General features: G+C 72.3%; 2 protein-coding genes and 1 pseudogene. All 3 read right to left on the reverse strand.

Annotation, left to right across the window (positions count from 1 at the left end; translation table 11 throughout):
* Positions 1 to 74 precede the first annotated feature (74 nt).
* The gene (locus M8H82_RS36825) at positions 75 to 4,475 is read right to left on the reverse strand and encodes a KR domain-containing protein (protein ID WP_374211686.1); all 4,401 of its coding nucleotides are present in this window, start codon (positions 4,473 to 4,475) and stop codon (positions 75 to 77) included.
* Positions 4,476 to 4,727: 252 nt separating this feature from the next.
* Positions 4,728 to 7,319, reverse strand: a pseudogene (locus M8H82_RS36830) (type I polyketide synthase); the annotation flags it as partial.
* A 40-nt stretch (positions 7,320 to 7,359) separates the two neighbouring features.
* Complete coding sequence (locus M8H82_RS21870; protein WP_250076557.1) at positions 7,360 to 20,187, reverse strand: type I polyketide synthase; 12,828 nt, start codon at positions 20,185 to 20,187, stop codon at positions 7,360 to 7,362.
* Between the last annotated feature and the right edge of the window lie 8 nt (positions 20,188 to 20,195).

The raw sequence follows: 20,195 nt of genomic DNA on the forward strand, positions 1-20,195 counted from the left end.
CCTGTGCGTGTCGCTGGGGTTCCTGTGCGTGTCGCTGGGGTGGTGAAGGATGAGGAACGGGGCGTCGGAAAAGGTCAGTCGCCCACCGGCAGCTCCCGCAGCCAGCTGTCCACGGCACCCGCGGTTCCGGCGGCGAACTCCCCCTCCATCAAGGTGAAGTGGTCGCCCGGCACCTCGACGGCGGTGTGCTCGTAGCCCCAGTCAGCGCGCCGCCGGGAGCCCTCCGGACCGAGCGAGTCGGCCGCCCGCACCAGCAGGGTGGGGGCCGCCAACTCGGCCTGGCGGAAGTCCAGATACAGGTAGCGGGCGCGCGCGGTGACCCAGGCGTCGCCCCAGTTCTCCCCCTGGTGGTCACTCTCCCCGACCCGGTCGAGCAGCCCGCTGAGGACGCTGTTCGCCCACGGATCGAGGTCGAACCCGCCCGCCGTGTCCCACCAGTGGGTGTCCACCATGACCAGAGCCGCCGGAGCGGGGCCCGCCTCCTCCAAATGCCGGGCGACGGCACTGGCGATCAGGCCGCCGCTGGAGTAGCCGAGCAGGGCGTACGGCTCGTCCCCGGCGTTCTGCCGGATGGCCTCGGCCAGCGTCCGCACCAGCGCGTCCAGGTCGGCGGGGATCGCCTCGCCGGTCATGAACCCCGGAAGAGAGAGCGCGGAGACGGTACGGCTGCCGCTGAGCGCGGAGGCGAACGGCAGGTACTGGTAGACGCTCGGCTTCCAGGCGAAGGTCGGGAAGCAGATCAGCTGAGGCGCCCGGGCGCCCCTGGCCAGCGGGGTGAGCTGCGGCAGCTTCGCCAGCTCGGCCGGGCCGCTGAAGTTCTCACGGAAGTCGGCCGCCGTCCGCAGCACCGTGCTGATCTCCGCGAACCGGCCCTCGCGGCAGGCCCGCAGGAAGATCCCGCTGAGCGAGTCGGGATCCGCGGGCCGGGACTCCGCGGGGACGGCGGCGACCGGCCCGCCGTCCGCCGCCTCGCCGCTGCCCGCCAGCTCACCGGAGAGATACCGGGCCAGCGCCTCCGGCGTCCGGTGGTCGAAGATCAGCGTCGCCGGAAGGGCCAGACCGGTGGCCGTACCGAGCCGGTTGCGCAGCTCCACGGCGGTGAGCGAGTCGAAGCCCAGCGAGACGAACTCCAGTGCCATGTCGAGGGCGGCGGCATCCGTGTGGCCGAGGACCACGCCGACATGGCTCCGCACCAGCTCGCGCAGCGCCTCGTCCCGCCCGGCCGGGTCCAGTCCGGTGAGCCGCCTGGCCAGCCCGGAGGCCGACTCGACGACCTCGTTGGCCGCGGTACCGCGCCGCCGCCGGGTGGCGGTAACCAACTCCCGCAGGAACGGCGGCACTTGCTGGGGAGCGCGGTCGCGCAACCCGCTCGTGTCGAGCGCGGCGGCCACGGCCACGGCGCCGTCCGAGCCGGTGGCCACGTCGAAGACGGCGAGCCCGCGCTCGGTGGTGAGCGGCAGCATCCCGCCCTGGCTCATCCGCGCCTGTTCCGTCTCTCCGAGGTTGCTGGTCAGGGCGCTGGTCTCGGCCCAGAAGCCCCAGGCGAGGGAGGTGGCGGGCAGGCCCTGGGCGCGGCGGTGGTGGGCGAGGGCGTCGAGGAAGGTGTTGGCGGCGGCGTAGTTCGCCTGACCGGCGCCGCCGAAGACGCCGGAGGCGGAGGAGTACAGCGCGAAGAAGGCGAGGTCGGAGTCTTGGGTGAGTTCGTGCAGGTGCAGGGCGGCCTGGGCTTTGGGCCGCCATACGGTGGCCAGTTGCTCGGGTGTGAGGGAGGTGACCAGCCCGTCGGCGAGAACGCCCGCCGCATGCACGACACCGGTGAGCGTACGGCCCTCCAGCAGGGCGGCGAGCTGATCACGGTCGGCGGCGTCACAGGCGACGACGGTCGCGGTCGCACTCAACTCAGCGATGCCCGCGACGAGTTCCCGCGCGCCCGGCGCATCCGGGCCCGTGCGGCTGGTGAGGAGCAGGTTCCGTACGCCGTGCTCAGCGACCAGGTGGCGGGCCACGAGCGAGCCGAGGGTACCGGTGCCACCGGTGATCAGGACGGTGCCGTCCGGGTCCACCGGCACCGGCATGGTCAGAGCGACCTTGCCGACATGCCGGGCCTGGCTGATGAACCGGAAGGCTTCCGGAGCCCTGCGCACATCCCACGCCCGCACCGGCAACGGCTCCAGCACACCCGACTCGAACAGCCGCATCAGCTCGCCCAGGGTCTCCTGGATCCGCTCGGCGCCGGCGTCACTCAGCTCGAAGGGCGCGTACGTCATTCCGGGGTACGTCTCCTTCAGCTGCTCCGGGTCACGGAGATCCGTCTTGCCCATCTCGACGAAGCGGCCATCGGGAGCGAGGAGTTCGAGGGAGGCGTCGACGAACTCACGAGCGAGGGAGTTCAGGACGACGTCCACACCCTCCTCCCTCGCACCGAACTTCTCCCGGAAGTCGAGGTCGCGGGAGGAGGCGATCCGGTCATCCGTCAGGCCCAGCCCCCGCAGCACATCCCACTTGCCCGGACTGGCCGTGGCAAGGACCTCGGCGCCGAAGTGCCGGGCCAGTTGGATCGCCGCCATGCCGACCCCACCCGCACCCGCATGCACCAGCACGGTGTCGCCCCGCTCGAGACCACCGAGGTCCACCAGGCCGTAGTACGCCGTCAGGAACGCCACCGGCACCGACGCGGCTTGTTCGAAGGTCCAGCCGTCGGGGACCGGCACCACGAGCCGGGCGTCCGTCACCACCCGCGGGCCGAAACCCTCCGTCATCAGACCCATGACCCGATCCCCCGGGGCGATGCCGGTGATGTCGGCGCCGACCTCCAGGACCACCCCGGCCGCCTCGCTGCCGAGGATCGGCCGACCCGGATACATGCCCAGGGTCAACAGCACATCGCGGAAGTTGACACCGGCGGCACGCACGGCGACCCGGATCTCGCCCGGCGCCAGCGGGGCGTCCGCCTCGGGGGCGGGCACCAAGGTCAGGCCGTCCGGGGTGCCGCTGCCCGTGGCGTCCAACCGCCAGGACTCCGCGTCCACGGGCGGCACCAGGGCGTCCTCGGCGCCGGGCCGCACCAGCCGGGGCACCAGGGTGGTTCCGCCGCGCACCGCGACCTGCCCCTCACCGGTGTCCAGGGCGGCTGTGACGGCCGCCGGCAGCAGATCGGCGTCCGGGCCGCCCGGCTGCTCCGCCGGGTCCAGGTCGACCAACAGGAACCGGTTCGGATGCTCCGACTGCGCGGAACGGATCAGACCCCATACCGGGGCGGCGGCCAGGTCGGTCAGCGTGTCGTCGCCGCCCGCGGCCACGGCACCCCGGGTGACGAACACCAGCCGCGACTCGGCCAGCCCTTCCTCGGCCAGCCACTCCTGGATGACGGCGAGTATCCGCGCCGCGGTCTCCTGGCCCGCCCCCGCCGGGTCGCCGGGGGACGAGGCAGCGGCCGGGGGCACCGCGAGCAAGGTGACGTGCGGGGCGGGCACCCCCCACTCGAGTACGCCACGGACCCCTGCCACATCGAGGTAGGCATCGGCCGCCAGGCCCGCGCCCTGCACCGCCGCGCCCAAACCGTGGGGGTCGTCCCCGACCACGGCCCAGGTGGCGTGGCGCACGGCCTCCGGATCGCAGGGCAACGGGGTCCAGCGGACCCGGAACATGTCGCTCGTCCGCGGCGCCCGGGCCGCCGCGAGCTGGGCCGCCGTCACCGGGCGGACCAGCAGGGAGTCTACGGAGGCGACCGGCGCGCCGGTACCGTCGGCGAGGTCGAGGCGTACGGCGTCGGCGGCCTCGGCGCGGAGCCGGACCCGCAGCCGGTCGGCGCCCGTGGCGAAGAGGGTCACCCCGTTCCACGCGAAGGGCAGCCGCAGCGTCCCGTCCGGTCCTGCGGCAGCCTCCGGCGCGGGCGCACAACCGTGGGCGTGCAGGGCGGCGTCCAGCAGCGCCGGGTGCAGCCCGAAGCGGGCGGCGTCGCCCTTCTGGCCCTCGGGCAGCGCCACTTCGGCGAAGAGGTCGGCACCGCGCCGCCACACCGCGCGCAAGCCCTGGAACGCGGGCCCGTACGCGTAGCCCGCCTCGGCCGCGGCGGCGTAGAAACCGGAGACGTCCACCGGCTCCGCGCCCGCCGGGGGCCACACCTCACCGAACGGCTCGGCAGGAGAGGGCTGTTCGGGCAGCAGGGCGCCCTCCGCGTGCAACGTCCACTCCTCCGCGGCGCCGTCGGAGCTCTCGGGCCGGGAGTGCACGGAAACCGCACGCCGCCCGGAGCCGTCGGGCAGTTCCACGAACACCTGCACCTGTACCGCGCCCTGCTCGGGGAAGACCAGCGGCGCCTGGAGGGTGAGTTCGCCGAGATGCCCGCAGCCCGCCTCGTCCCCGGCCCTGATCGCCAGCTCCACGAACCCGGTACCGGGAAAGAGGACCGTGCCCGCGACGGCGTGATCGGCCAGCCACGGGTGGGTGCGCGTGGAGAGCCGGCCGGTGAGCACGACTCCGCCGTCCGCGGCAAGACCGGCAGCGGCTCCCAGGAGCGGATGACCGGTGGGGGCCAGTCCGGCGCCGACGACATCGGCTTCCGCGGAACCCGCCTCCAGCCAGTAGCGGCGGTGCTGGAAGGCGTAGGTAGGGAGGTCGACGCGGCTTACCGCGCGGCCCGCGTAGACGGCGGACCAGTCGATGTCGGTGCCGTTGACCCACAGTTCGGCGGCGCTCGCCAGGAAGCGGGCGTTGTCGTCCTCGTCCCGGCGCAGGGTGCCGACGACGGTGACCGGCTGCTCCGCCGCCTCCGCCATGGCCTGCACGCCCATGGTGAGCACCGGGTGCGCGCTGACCTCGACCAGGCGGGTGTGCCCGGCGGTGAGCGCGGCGGTGATCGCCTCGGTGAAGCGCACCGGTCGACGGAGGCCCTCGTACCAGTAGGTGGCATCCATCGTCGTCGTGTCCAACGCACCGCCGGTGACTGTGGAGATGACCGGGATGCGGGAGGTCTGCGGTGTCACCGGGGCGAGGGCCTCCAGCAGCTTCGCCTTGATGTCCTCGACATGGGCGGAGTGCGAGGCGTAGTCCACCGGAACCCGCCGGGCGCGGATGCCGGCGGCCTCCGCCATCGCGGAAATCTCGTCCAGGGCTTCCGGATCACCGGCCACCACCGTGGCATCGGGGCCGTTGTAGACGGCTATCGACACCCGATCGCCATACGAAGACACCCACTCCGCCGCCTGCTCCGGGCCCGTCGCCAGCGACAACAAGCCACCGCGACCGGCCAGTTCGTCCCGGATCGCAGCCGAGCGCAGAGCGACCACCCGAGCCGCGTCATCCAGACTCAGCGCACCGACCACCGCCGCAGCCGCGATCTCACCCTGCGAGTGGCCGATGACGGCGGCAGGTTCGATGCCCAGTGACTCCCAGACCGCCGCCAGGGAGACCATGACCGCCCACAGCACCGGCTGGACCATGTCCACCCGCCGCATCCAGGCGTCGTCGTCGCCCTTCAGCACCTGGCTGAGGGACCAGTCCACGTACGGTCCGAGCGCCGCCTCGCACTCACCGATCCGCGCCGCGAACACCGGCGAGGACTCCAGCAGCCCCCGCCCCATGCCCAGCCACTGCGACCCCTGCCCGGGGAACACGAGCACGACTCCGGAGCCGCCTGTATCCGCCGCGCCCGTCACGACATTGGGCGCGACTCCGGCCGAGGCCAGGGTACGCAGGCCGGTGGTCAGCTCCTCCGTCTTCGAACCCCACACCACCGCACGATGGTTGAGCTTGGCGCGGGAGGTCAGCAGGCTCCACCCCGCGTCGACCGGGTCGGTGTCGGCCACGGCATCCGCGAGGCGCTGTGCCTGGGCGGCCAGTGCCTCGGCGGTTCGGGCCGAGACCGGCCAGGGGATCAGCGGGGAACCGGCGAGGCCACCGTCGGCCGGGACGGGTTCGGGTCCGGAGTGCTCGTCGGCGGGGGCCTGCTCCAGGACGACGTGGGCGTTCGTGCCGGAGATACCGAAGGAGGAGACGGCGGCGCGGCGGGGCCGCCCGTCGGGCGTCGTCCACGTGCGGGCCTCGGTGAGGAGCTCGACCTCGCCCGTCGTCCAGTCGACGTGGGGGGTGGGATCGTCGACGTGGAGGGTCTGCGGCAAAATGCCCGCCCGCATCGCCATCACCATCTTGATGACGCCCGCGACGCCCGCCGCGGCCTGCGTGTGCCCGATGTTGGACTTCACGGAACCGAGCCACAGCGGCCGTTCCGCTTCTCGGTCCACCCCGTAGGTGGCCAGCAGCGCCTGCGCCTCGATCGGGTCGCCGAGGGTCGTGCCCGTGCCGTGCGCCTCCACCACGTCGACGTCGGCGGCAGCCACTCCCGCGTTGGCCAGGGCCTGCTGGATGACTCGCTGCTGGGAGGGGCCGTTGGGGGCGGTGAGCCCGTTGGAGGCGCCGTCCTGATTGACGGCCGAGCCACGGACGACCGCCAGGACGGGGTGACCGTTGCGAACGGCGTCCGTGAGCCGTTCCACGACGAGGACGCCGACGCCCTCCGCAGGGCCGAAGCCGTCGGCCGCCGCCGCGAACGCCTTGCAGCGGCCGTCCTCGGCCAGCCCGCGCTGGCGGCCGAACTCCACGAAGGTCGCGGGGGTCGGCATGACGGTGACCCCGCCCGCGAGCGCCAGGGTGCACTCGCCGTTGCGGAGTGCCTGGATCGCCAGGTGCAGGGCGACCAGGGAGGAGGAGCAGGCGGTGTCGACGGAGACGGCCGGGCCTTCGAGGCCGAGGGTGTAGGCGACCCGTCCGGAGGACACGCTGGCGGCGTTGCCGATGCTGATGTAGCCCTCCATGCCGTCGGGGAGGCTGTTCAGCCGGGACACGTACTCGGACGACGGGGCGCCCGTGAACACTCCGGTCGGGGTGGCGCGCAGGCTGTGCGGGTCGATGCGCGCCCGCTCGACGGCCTCCCAGGACGCTTCGAGCAGCAGCCGCTGCTGGGGGTCCATCGCCAGCGCCTCGCGCGGTGAGATCCCGAACAGCTCGGCATCGAAGTCGCCGACGGATTGCAGGAAGCCGCCGCCTTTGACGTAGGTCTTGCCCTCGGCGTCCGGGTCGGGGTCGTAGAGGCCGTCGAGGTCCCAGTCGCGGTCCTCGGGGAAGGGACCGATGGCGTCCTCGCCTTCGAGGACGAGCCGCCACAGGTCCTCCGGGGAGACGACGCCGCCCGGGTAGCGGCAGGCCATGCCGACGATCGCGACGGGAGGCTGTTCCTCCAGCTGCTTGATGCGGCGTCGGGCCTGGCGGAGGTCGGCAGTCGCCCGCTTGAGGTAGTCGCGGAGTTTCTGCTCGTTGTTCATCGGAGGTCTCCCGGAGGCGCGTCGAGTCGGCCGGATCGGTTCACGCTGTCCCCAACTCGCTGTCGAGGAGGTCGAACAGTTCGTCGTCCGTGGCCCCGTCCAGGTCGTCGTCCTCCGCCGGATCGGCGGCGGGCGACGCGCCCTCCAGGGCCGCGAGCAGCGCCCGGAGCCGGTCGGTGACACGGTGGCTGACGACCTCGTCGGAGTCGGCCGCGCCGATGACCCGCTCCAGCCGCTCCAGCTCCGCGGCGAGGGTCGGCGCCGTGTCGGCCGCCTCGGCGAGCGGGAGCTGGGCGCGGATCTGCCGGGTGAGGGCGGTGGGGGTGGGGTGGTCGAAGACGAGGGTGGCGGGCAGGCGAAGGCCGGTGGCGGTGTTGAGGCGGTTGCGCAGTTCGACCGCGGTGAGGGAGTCGAAGCCGAGTTCCTTGAAGGGGCGTTCGGCGTCGACGGCCTGCGGGTTGGTGTGGCCGAGTACGGCGGCGACGTGCGAGCGGACCAGGTCCAGCAGGAACCGTTCCCGCTCGGCCTCGCTCAGCCCCGCCAGCCGCTCCGCCAGCGAACCCGCGCCACCGGCCGCCCCCACCGAGGCCGCCGACCTCCGAGTCACGGCCGGCGCACGCACCAACCCTCGCAACAGCCCCGGCAGCACCCCGCCGGCAGCGAGAGAGCGGAGTTCCGCGAGATCGATCCCGCTGGCCACCAGCAGCCCTTCGTCCAGGCGCAGGGCCTTGTCGAAGAGGGTGAGACCGTGTTCGGAGGTGAGCGGGACGAGACCGCCTTGGGAGAGGCGGGCGCGGTCGCGGTTCTCCATGTGCCCGGTCATGGCGCTGGCCTGCTCCCAGTAACCCCAGGCCACCGAGGTGGCGGGCAGGCCCTGGGCACGGCGGTGCTGGGCGAGGGCGTCCAGAAAGACGTTCGCCGCCGCGTAGTTGGCCTGGCCCGGCGCACCGAAGACGCCGGAGGCGGAGGAGTACAGCGCGAAGAAGGCGAGGTCGGAGTCCTGGGTCAGCTCGTGGAGGTTCACGGCGGCCTGGACCTTCGGCCGCCAGACCGCGGCCAGCTGTTCCGGGGTGAGCGAGGTCAGCACGCCATCGGCCAGGACACCCGCCGCGTGGACGACACCGGTGACCCTACGGCCGTCCAGCAGGGCGGCTAGCTGATCACGGTCGGCGGCGTCACAAGCGGCGACGGTCGCAACAGCGCCCAACTCCTCTATGTCGGCGATGAGTTCCTTGGCGCCCGGCGCCTCGGGTCCGGTGCGGCTGGTGAGCAGCAGGTTCCGTACCCCGTACTCGGTGACCAGATGACGGGCCAGGAGCCCACCCAGGGTTCCCGTCCCGCCCGTGATCAGGACCGTGCCCTCGGGGTCGAGGACCGGCGGCATGGTGAGCACCACCTTGCCGACATGCTTGGCCTGGCTCATGAACCGGAAGGCTTCCGGCGCCCTGCGCACATCCCACGTCCGCACCGGCAACGGCTTCAGCACGCCCGACTGGAAGAGGGACATCACCTCGGCGAGGATCTCGCCCATCCGTTGCGGCCCCGCCTCGCCCAGCTCGAAGGGCGCGTACGTCATGCCCGGGTTGGCCTGCGCCAACTGCTCAGGGTCACGGAGATCCGTCTTGCCCATCTCCACGAACCGTCCATCGGGGGCAAGGAGTTCGAGGGAGGCGTCGACGAACTCGCGGGCGAGGGAGTTCAGGACGACGTCCACACCCTCGGCCCTCGCCCCGAACTTCTCCCGGAAGTCCAGATCACGGGAGGAGGCGATCCGGTCGTCCGACAGCCCCAGCCCCCGCAGCACATCCCACTTGCCCGGACTGGCCGTGGCCAGGACCTCTGCGCCGAAGTGCCGGGCCAGTTGGATCGCCGCCATACCGACCCCACCCGCACCCGCATGCACCAGCACGGTGTCACCCCGCTTGAGACCACCGAGGTCCACCAGGCCGTAGTACGCCGTCAGGAAGACCACCGGGACGGAGGCCGCCTGCTCGAACGACCACCCCTCAGGGATCGGCGCCACGAGCCGTGCATCGGCGATTACCAGCGGAGCGAACGCGTGCGGGACGACACCCATGACTCGGTCGCCCGGGGCGAGATGGCTGACCCCCTCGCCGACCTCGACCACCACACCCGCGCCTTCGCTGCCCAGGATGGGTTGTCCCGGGTACATGCCGAGACTGATGAGGACGTCGCGGAAGTTCATTCCGGCGGCCCGGACGGCGATGCGGACCTGCCCTGCGGCGAGCGGCGCGGTCGTCTCCGGAGCCGGCACCAGCGCCAGCCCGTCGAGCGTGCCGGAGGCCACGGTGTCCAGCCGCCAGGCCCGCTCACCGGTCGGCGGAACCAGCCCGGCACCGGAAGCAGCCCGCGCCAACCTCGGCACCAGGACGTCCTCGCCCCGCACCGCAAGCTGCCACTCCCCCGCCTCCAATGCCGCCACCACACCCTCAGCGACAAGATCAGCACCCGACTCCGATGCCGGGTCCAGGTCAAGGAGGAGGAACCGGCCCGGATTCTCCGACTGTGCCGACCGGATCAGCCCCCACACCGGAGCGGCCACCAGATCCCGTACGTCCTCCCCCTCACGCGCCGCCACAGCACCCCGCGTCACCACCACCAGCCGGGTGTCGCTCAGGTTCTCGTCCGCCAACCAGTGCCGCAGCAGGGCCAGCACGTCCGCCGTCGCCCGCTGCCCGGCCCCGGCGAGCCCGTCAGCCCCGTCCACCGGCGGAACGCAGGCGAACACCACCTCGGGCGCCGGCACCCCGGCCTCCATCACCACCCGCACCCCGCCAAGGTCCGGGTACGTGTCCACGGCCATTCCGGCGCCTTGGACGGCAGCGCCGACGCCGTACGGGTCCTCCGCACCGAGCACCGCCCACACCCCGGCCCCGGTGACCTCCGCGGGAACCGGCAGCGACGCCCACTCCATACGGAAGAGATCGTCGGCTTCCCCGTCCCGGCCACCGCCCAACGCCGTAGCCGGGCGCAGCGCCAACGAGCGCACCTCGGCAACCGGCTGACCGGTGCCGTCGGCCACCTCCACAGCCAGTGCGTCCTCACCCGCCGCACTGATCCGCACCCTCAGACGATCAGCACCCGCCGCGAACAGGGAAACCCCCGTCCAGGCGAACGGCAGCCGCAGCGTCTCCCCGCCACCGCCGAAATCCCCGTACCCATTGGCGTGCAAGGCCGCGTCCAGCAACGCCGGATGAATCCCGAACCGTGCCGCCTCCGCCCGCTCCGACTCCCCCAACTCAACCTCGGCGAACACCTCGCCCCCGCGCTTCCAAGCCTTGCGCAGGCCCTGGAACGCGGGGCCGTAGCCGTAGCCGGCCGCCTCGGCGCCCGCGTAGAAGCCGGACACATCGAGCGCGTCCGCGCCCGGCGGTGGCCAGGCGGTGAGGTCGGTCGCGAGTGGCTCGACCGTCTTGGCTCCGAGCACCCCTTCGGCGTGCCACGTCCACGGGTCATCCGGCTCCGCGCCCTCCGTGCGGGAGTGCACAGTCACTGCCCGGTCCCCGCTCTCGTCCGGTGCGCCGACCACCACTTGGAGGTGGATGGCGCCACGCTCAGGGAGGAGGAGCGGGGCGTGCAGGGTGAGTTCGGAGAGGTGTCCGCAGCCGACCTCGTCCCCGGCCCTGATCGCCAGCTCGACGAATCCGGTGCCCGGGAAGAGGACCGTGCCGGTGACGGCGTGGTCGGCGAGCCAGGGGTGCGTCCGAAGCGACAACCGGCCGGTCAGCACCACTCCTCCGTCGGCGGCGAGGCTCACCGCGGCACCGAGCAGCGGATGCTCCGCGGCGCCGAGGCCCAGCTCGGCGGGGTCACCCGTGGACCCCGCCGCCTCCAGCCAGAACCGCTCGTGCTGGAAGGCGTACGTCGGGAGGTCTACGGGAGCAACAGCACGGCCCGCGTAGACGGCGGTCCAGTCGATGTCCGCGCCGTTGACCCAGAGTTCGGCTGCGCTCGCCAGGAAGCGGGCGTTCTCGTCCTCGTCCCGGCGCAGGGTGCCGACGACGGTGACCGGCTGCTCCGCCGCCTCGGCGATCGACTGCACACCCATGATGAGCACGGGATGCGCACTGACCTCACTGAAACGGGAATGCCCCTGCTCCAGCGCCACTTGGACCGCTTCGGTGAAGCGCACCGGCTGCCGCAAGCCCTCGTACCAGTACGAGGCACCCATCGTCGTGGTGTCCAACACCTCGCCGGTCACCGTGGAGATCACCGGGACCCGAGAGACCTGCGGCGTCACCGGGGCGAGGACGTCGAGCAAGCGCTGCTCGATCTGCTCCACTTGGGCGGAGTGCGAGGCGTAGTCCACTGGCACCCGCCGGGCCCGGACGCCAGCGGCCTCCGCCAGCGAGGTGATCTCGTCGAGAGCTTCCGGATCACCGGCCACGACCGTGGCATCGGGACCGTTGTAGACGGCGATGGACACTCGCTCGCCATACGTCGAGACCCACTCCGCCGTCTGCTCGGGGCCGGTCGCCAGCGACAACATGCCGCCATGACCGGCAAGTTCGTCCCGAACGGCGGCCGAGCGCAGCGCGACCACCCGAGCCGCGTCCTCCAGACTCAACGCACCCGCCACCGCAGCGGCGGCGATCTCGCCCTGCGAATGGCCGATGACAGCCGCCGGAGTCACGCCGAACGACTCCCACACCGCGGCCAGCGACACCATCACTGCCCACAGCACCGGCTGGACCATGTCCACCCGCCGCATCCAACCGTCGTCGTCGCCCCTCAGCACCTCGGTGAGCGACCAGTCCACGAAGGGCCCCAGCGCCGCCTCGCACTCGGCAATCCGTGCTGCGAACACCGGAGAGGAGTCGAGAAGCCCTCGTCCCATCCCCAGCCACTGCGACCCCTGCCCCGGGAACACGAACACCGGCGCACCCGAGGCCACAGCCGTGCCCGTAACCGCGTTGCCCGCGACAGCACCGGAGACCAACGCCTCCAGCCCGGCCGTCAGTTCGGCGGTCTCCCGGCCCCAGACGACCGCCCGGTGTTCCAGGGCCGACCGGTCCGACAGCAGGTGCCACCCCACGTCCACCGGATCGCCCGTCACCCCGGCCAGCCGACCCGCCTGCGCGGCCAGCGCTCCCGCACTGCGCCCGGACACCAGCCACGGCACGACCGGCGACCCCGACAACCCTTCGGGGCCGGACACCAGCACGGGTCCCGGCTCGGCGCCCGCGGGAGCCTCCTCCAGGATGACGTGCGCGTTGGTCCCGGAGATACCGAAGGACGACACACCGGCCCGGCGCGGGTGGCCGTTCGCCGCCCACTCCTGCTCCTCGGTCAGGAGCCTGACCTCACCGGTGGTCCAGTCGACGTGCGGGCTCGGCTCGTCCACGTGCAGGGTGCGGGGCAGCACGCCCGCCCGCATCGCCATCACCATCTTGATCACACCGGCGACGCCCGCCGCGGCCTGCGTATGCCCGATGTTGGACTTCACGGAACCCAGCCACAGCGGCCGTTCCGCGTCCCGGCCCTGTCCGTAGGTGGCGAGCAGCGCCTGCGCCTCGATCGGGTCGCCGAGCGTCGTGCCCGTGCCGTGGGCCTCCACCACGTCGATGTCGGTGGGCGAAAGGCCCACGTTGCCGAGTGCGGCACGGATGACGCGCTGCTGGGAGGGGCCGTTGGGGGCGGTGAGGCCGTTGGAGGCGCCGTCCTGGTTGATCGCCGACCCGCGCACCACGGCGAGGACCCGGTGCGCCTTGGCGAGGGCGTCGGAGAGCCGCTCGACCACGAGAACGCCTACGCCCTCCGCGGGGCCGAAGCCGTCGGCCGCCGCCGCGAACGCCTTGCAGCGGCCGTCCGCCGACAGTCCGCGCTGACGGCTCAGTTCCACGAACCCTGTGGGCGTGCACATCACCGTCACACCACCCGCGAGCGCCATGTCGCACTCGTCCTGGCGCAACGACTGCACGGCTAGATGCAGCGCCACCAGCGACGACGAGCAGGCCGTGTCGACGGTCACCGCCGGTCCCTCGAGGCCGAGTTGGTAGGCGACGCGGCCGGAGGTGACGCTGGACATGTTGCCGGTGCCGAGGAAGCCTTCGATGCCGTCCGGCACGGCGTTGAGACGGGCCACGTACTCGGAGGCCAGGGCCCCGGCGAAGACCCCTGTCCGGGTGCCGCGCAGGGAACCGGGGGCGATGCCCGCGCGCTCGACGGCCTCCCAGGAGGCTTCGAGGAGGAGCCGCTGCTGCGGGTCCATCGCCAGCGCCTCGCGCGGCGAGATCCCGAAGAACGCGGCGTCGAACCCGGCCGCGTCCGCCACGAACCCGCCGCCCCGGACGTACGTCTTGCCGTGGGCCTCGGGGTCGGGGTCGTAGAGGTCGTCGTCCCAGTCACGGTCCTGCGGGAAGGCGGTGATGGCGTCCTCCCCGGCGCGCACCAGCCGCCACAGCTCTTCCGGGGACTCGATGCCGCCGGGGAAGCGACAGGCCATGCCGACGATCGCGATCGGCTCGTCCGCCAGGCCGCCGGTGACCGTCGAGCGAGCGACGGGGCCCGGCTCGTGGGCGGCGGGCAGCCCGGATAGCTCCGAACGGATCTGTCGGGTGAGGGCGGTGGGGGTGGGGTGGTCGAAGACGAGGGTGGCGGGCAGGCGGAGGCCGGTGGCGGTGTTGAGGCGGTTGCGCAGTTCGACGGCGGTGAGGGAGTCGAAGCCGAGTTCCTTGAAGGGGCGTTCGGCGTCGACGGCTTGCGGGTTGGTGTGGCCGAGTACGGCGGCGACGTGCGAGCGGACCAGGTCCAGCAGGAACCGTTCCCGCTCGGCCTCGCTCAGGCTCGCCAGCCGCTCCGCCAGCGAACCCGCGCCATCGACCGCCCCCACCGAGGCCGCCACCCGCCGTGTCGCGGCCGGCGCGCGCACCAACCCCCGCAGCAACGTCGGCAGCACACCCCTCGCCGCGTGGGCACCCAACTCCGCCAGATCCAACGGACTGGCGAGGAGCAGCCCTTCGTCCAGGGTGCCCGCCCGGTCGAAGAGGGTGAGGCCGTGTTCGGAGGTGAGCGGGATCAGGCCGCCTTGGGAGAGGCGGGCGCGGTCGCGGTTCTCCATGTGCCCGGTCATGGCGCTGGCCTGCTCCCAGTAACCCCAGGCCACAGAGGTGGCGGGCAGGCCCTGGGCGCGGCGGTGCTGGGCGAGGGCGTCCAGGAAGACGTTCGCCGCCGCGTAGTTGGCCTGGCCCGGCGCACCGAACAGGCCCGAAGCGGAGGAATAGAGAGCGAACAAGGCCAGGTCATCGTCGCGTGTCAGCTCGTGGAGGTTGACGGCTGCCTGGACCTTCGGCCGCCAGACCGCGGCCAGCTGTTCCGGGGTGAGCGAGGTCAGCACACCATCGGCCAGAACACCCGCCGCGTGGACGACACCAGTGAGCCTACGGCCGTCCAGCAGGGCGGCGAGCTGATCACGGTCGGCGGCGTCACAAGCGGCGACGGTCGCGGTGGCACCCAACTCGTATAGCTCGGCGACGAGTTCCTGCGCACCCGGCGCATCCGGACCCGTGCGGCTGGTGAGCAGCAGGTTACGTGCCCCGTGCTCGGTCACCAGGTGGCGGGCGAGCAGCGCGCCGAGAGTGCCGGTCCCGCCCGTGATCAGGACCGTGCCCTCGGGGTCGAGGACCGGCGGCATGGTGAGCACCACCTTGCCGACATGCTTGGCCTGGCTCATGAAGCGGAAGGCTTCCGGAGCCCTGCGCACGTCCCACGTCCGCACCGGCAACGGCCTCAGTGCACCCGACTCGAAGAGGGAGACGACGGTCCGCAGGATCTCGCTCGCGCGGTCCAGGCCGCCGTCGCCGGGGCTGTAGGCGCGATAGGTGACCCCGGAACGCTCGGCGGTGACCTCCTCGGCATCCCGGATGTCGGTCTTGCCCAGCTCAAGGAACCGACCACCGTGAGAGAGCAGGTCGAGGGAGGCATCGACGTACTCACGGGCGAGGGAGTTGAGGACGACGTCCACACCCTCGGCCCTCGCCCCGAACTTCTCCCGGAAGTCCAGGTCACGGGAGGAGGCGATCCGGTCGTCCGACAGTCCCAGGCCCCGCAGCACATCCCACTTCCCCGGACTGGCCGTGGCCAGGACCTCGGCGCCGAAGTGTCGGGCCAGCTGGATGGCCGCCATTCCGACCCCACCCGCACCCGCATGCACCAGCACGGTGTCACCCCGCTGGACGGAGGCAAGGTCGACCAGGCCGTAGTACGCCGTCAGGAACACCACCGGGACGGACGCCGCCTGCTCGAACGACCACCCCTCAGGAACGCGGACGACCACCCTGGCGTCGGTGACCGCGAACGGCCCGAGGCCGCCCGTCACGAAGCCCATGACTCGGTCGCCGGCAGAAAGATGGGTGACCCCTTCGCCGACCTCGACCACCACGCCGGCGCATTCGCTCCCCATCACGGTCTGGCCGGGGACCATGCCCAGGCCGATGAGGACGTCGCGGAAGTTGAGGCCCGCGGCCCGCACGGCGATGCGCACCTGCCCGGCGGCGAGCGGCGCGGTCGCCTCGGGGACCGGCAGGAGGGTGAGCCCTTCCAAGGTGCCGGAGGCCACGGTGTCCAGCCGCCAGGCCCGCTCACCGGCCGGCGGAACCAGCCCGGCACCGGAAGAAACGCGCGCCAGCCTCGGCACCAGGACATCTTCGCCCCGCACCGCAAGCTGCCACTCCCCCGCCTCCAACGCCGCCACCACACCCTCAGCGACAAAAGCAGCACCCAACTCCGACGCCGGGTCCAGGTCAAGGAGGAGGAACCGCCCCGGATTCTCCGACTGCGCCGACCGGACCAGCCCCCACACCGGAGCGGCCACCAGATCCCGTACGTCCTCCCCCTCACGCGCCGCCACAGCACCCCGCGTCACCACCACCAGCCGGGTGTCGGCCAACGCATCGACGGCCAGCCACTCCTGCACGAGGGCCAGCACATCCGCCGTCACCCGGCGAGTGCTCTCGGCCAGCCCTTGCCCGCCGTCCACCGACGGGACGCAGACCAGGACGACCCCGGGTGCAGGCACTCCGGCGTCGAGGACCGCGCGCATCCCTTCGAGGTCCGGGTAGGAGTCCACGGCGAGCCCGGCGCCTTGGACGGCAGCACCGACGTTGTGCGGGTCCTCCGCCCCCAGCACCGCCCACACCCCGGCCCCGGTGACCTCCTCGGGAACCGGCAAGGACGTCCAGTCCACACGGAAGAGATCGTCGTCCTCCGCACCCCGGCCGCTGCCCAACGCAGCCGCCGAAACCGGGCGCAACACCAGCGAGCGCACCTCGGCAACCGGCTGACCGGTGCCGTCGGCCACCTCAACAGCCAGCGCGTCCTCACCCGCCGCACTGATCCGCACCCTCAGACGATCAGCACCCGCCGCGAACAGGGAAACCCCCGTCCAGGCGAACGGCAGCCGCAACACCTCCCCGCCACCGCCAAAGTCCCCGTACCCATTGGCATGCAACGCCGCGTCCAGCAACGCCGGATGAATCCCGAACCGTGCCGCCTCCGCCCGCTCCGACTCCCCCAACTCAACCTCGGCGAACACCTCGCCCCCGCGCCTCCACACCGCGCGCAGCCCCTGGAACGCGGGGCCATAGCCGTAACCAGCCGCCTCTACGCCCGCGTAGAAGCCGGAGATGTCGACAGTTTCGGCACCCGGGGGCGGCCAGGCGGTGAGACCGTCACCGGACGAGGTGCCCGGCTCCGGGCTGAGCAGGCCCTCCGCGTGGAGTGCCCACTGGTGGTCGGGCGCGGAGCCCTCGGGTCGGGAGTAGACCGTAAGTCCGCGCTCGCCCTGGGCCCCGGGGGCACTGACGACGACCTGGAGGTGGACGGCGCCCTGCTCGGAGAGGGTGAGCGGGGCTTGCAGGGTGAGTTCGGTGAGGTGTCCGCAGCCGACCTCGTCCCCGGCCCTGATCGCCAACTCGACGAAGCCGGTGCCGGGGAGGAGAACGGTGCCCGCGACGGCGTGATCCGCGAGCCAGGGATGCGTACGCAGAGACAACCGGCCGGTGAGGACCAGCCCTCCATCGGCGGCAAGACTCACCGCGGCACCGAGCAACGGGTGATCCGCGGCGGCCAGACCGGCGCCGCTGACGTCGGCGGTGCTTGTGCCGGACTCCAGCCAGTAGCGCTGGTGTTGGAAGGCGTACGTCGGCAGATCGACGCGGCTCACCGCGCGGCCCGCGTAGACGGCGGACCAGTCGACGTCCGCGCCGTTGACCCAGAGTTCGGCTGCGCTCGCCAGGAAGCGGGCGTTCTCGTCCTCGTCCCGGCGCAGGGTGCCGACGACAGTGACCGGCTGCTCCGCCGCCTCCGCGATCGACTGCACACCCATGATGAGCACCGGGTGCGCACTGACCTCACTGAAACGGGAATACCCCTGCTCCAGAGCCACTTGGACCGCTTCGGTGAAGCGCACCGGCCGCCGCAAGCCCTCGTACCAGTACGAGGCACCCATCGTCGTGGTGTCCAACACCCCGCCGGTCACCGTGGAGATCACCGGAACCCGAGAGACCTGCGGCGTCACCGGGGCAAGGGCCTCCAGCAGCTTCGCCTTGATGTCCTCCACGTGCGCGGAATGCGAGGCGTAGTCCACCGGAACCCGTCGGGCGCGGACGCCAGCGACCTCCGCCAGCGAGGCGATCTCGTCCAGGGCTTCCGGGTCACCTGCTACCACCGTGGCGTCCGGACCGTTGTAGACGGCTATCGAGACCCGCTCGCCATACGACGACACCCACGCCGAAGCCTGCTCCGGACCCGTCGCCAGCGACAACATCCCACCGCGACCGGCAAGTTCGTCCCTGATGGCTGCCGAACGGAGAGCGACCACCCGGGCGGCGTCCTTCAGACTCAGTGCACCGACCACCGCAGCGGCAGCGATCTCGCCCTGCGAATGGCCGATGACAGCCGCCGGAGTCACCCCGAACGACTCCCACACCGCAGCCAGCGACACCATGACCGCCCACAGCACCGGCTGGACCATGTCCACCCGCCGCATCCAACCGTCGTCGTCGCCCCTCAGCACCTCGGTCAACGACCAGTCCACGAACGGCCCCAGCGCCGCCTCGCACTCCCCGATCCGCGCCGCGAACACCGGCGACGACTCCAGCAGCCCCCGCCCCATCCCCAGCCACTGCGACCCCTGCCCCGGAAACACGAACACCGGCGCACCCGCAGCCACAGCCGAACCCGCAACCACATTGCCCGCGGCAGCAGCGGACGCCAGAGCCTCCAGCCCAGCCGTCAGTTCAGCGGTCTCCCGCCCCCACACCACCGCCCGATGCTCCAGCGCCGTACGCGAAGCCCACAGACTCCACCCCACATCCACCGGGTCACCCGTCACACCCGCCAGCCGCCCCGCCTGCGCGGCCAATGCCCCCGCCGTACGCCCCGACACCAACCACGGCACCACGGGGGACCCCGACAAGCCCTCAGGACCGGAGGCCACCACGGGCCCCGGCTCCGACTCGGGCGGCGCCTCCTCCAGGATCACGTGGGCGTTCGTCCCGGAGACGCCGAAGGACGACACCGCGCCCCGGCGGGCCCGGTCGCTCTGGGGGACCCACGCGCGGGGCTCGGTGAGCAGCCGTACGTCGCCGGAGGTCCAGTCGACGTGCGGGGTGGGCTCGTCGACGTGGAGGGTGCGCGGGAGTTCGCCCTCGCGGAGGGCCATCACCATCTTGATGACGCCGGCCACACCCGCGCAGGCGCCGGAGTGGCCGATGTTCGACTTGATCGACCCGAGCCACAGGGGCCGGTCGGCGTCCCGGCCCTGGCCGTAGGTGGCCAACAGCGCCTGGGCCTCGATCGGGTCGCCCAGCGTCGTACCCGTGCCGTGGGCCTCCACCGCGTCCACGTCGCGCGGGGTGAGGCGGGCGCTCTCCAAGGCTTGTTCGATGACGCGGCGTTGGGCCAGTTCGCTGGGGGCGCTGAGGCCGTTGCTGGCGCCGTCCTGGTTGGTGGCGGAGCCGCGGATGACGGCCAGGACGCGATGGCCGTTGCGGCGGGCGTCGGAGAGGCGTTCCAGGAGGAGGACGCCGACGCCCTCGGACCAGATGGTGCCGTCGGCGGCGGCCGCGAAGGCCTTGCAGCGGCCGTCGCGGGCGAGGCCGCGCTGGCGGCTGAAGCCGATGAAGCCCGAGGGGGTGGGCATGACGGTGACACCGCCGGCGAGGGCGTAGTCGCACTCGCCGTTGCGCAGGGCCTGGACGCCGAGGTGGGTGGCGACGAGGGAGGAGGAGCAGGCGGTGTCGACGGTGACCGCGGGGCCCTCCAGGCCGAGGACGTAGGAGATCCGGCCGGAGACCACGGCGGTCATGTTGCCGGTGACGAGGAAGCCCTCGATCTCCTCGGGGACGGTGTCGAGGCGTGCGGCGTAGTCGGAGGCGACGGCTCCGGCGAAGACGCCGGTGCGGGTGCCGCGCAGGGCGGCGGGGAGGATGCCGGCCCGTTCGATCGCCTCCCAGGAGGCCTCCAGAAGGAGCCGCTGCTGCGGGTCCATGGCCAGCGCCTCGCGCGGTGAGATGCCGAAGAACTCGGGGTCGAAGTCGGCGGCGTCGTGCAGGAAGCCGCCCTCGACGACGTAGCTCTTGCCGTAGGCGTCCGGGTCGGGGTCGTACAGGTCCTCGTCCCAGCCGCGGTCGGTGGGGAAGGGGGTGATGCCGTCGACGCCCTCGGAGACCATGCGCCACAGGTCCTCGGGCGATCCGGCTCCGCCGGGGAAACGGCAGGCCATGCCGACGATCGCGACGGGGTCCTGGTCCTTGGCCTCGAGTTCGCGCAGCCGCTGCCGGACCTGGGAGTAGTCGGCGGTGACACGCTTGAGGTATTCGCGGAGCTTGTCTTCGTTGGTCGGCATCTCGGCTT

Source organism: Streptomyces sp. YS415 (genome assembly GCF_023544665.1).
In the GTDB taxonomy this organism is placed as follows: Bacteria; Actinomycetota; Actinomycetes; order Streptomycetales; family Streptomycetaceae; genus Streptomyces.

What these genes read in the sequence shown, in the direction of transcription:
- M8H82_RS21870 (WP_250076557.1), bottom strand. Translation starts at nt 20,187, where the DNA reads ATGCCGACCAACGAAGACAAGCTCCGCGAATACCTCAAGCGTGTCACC.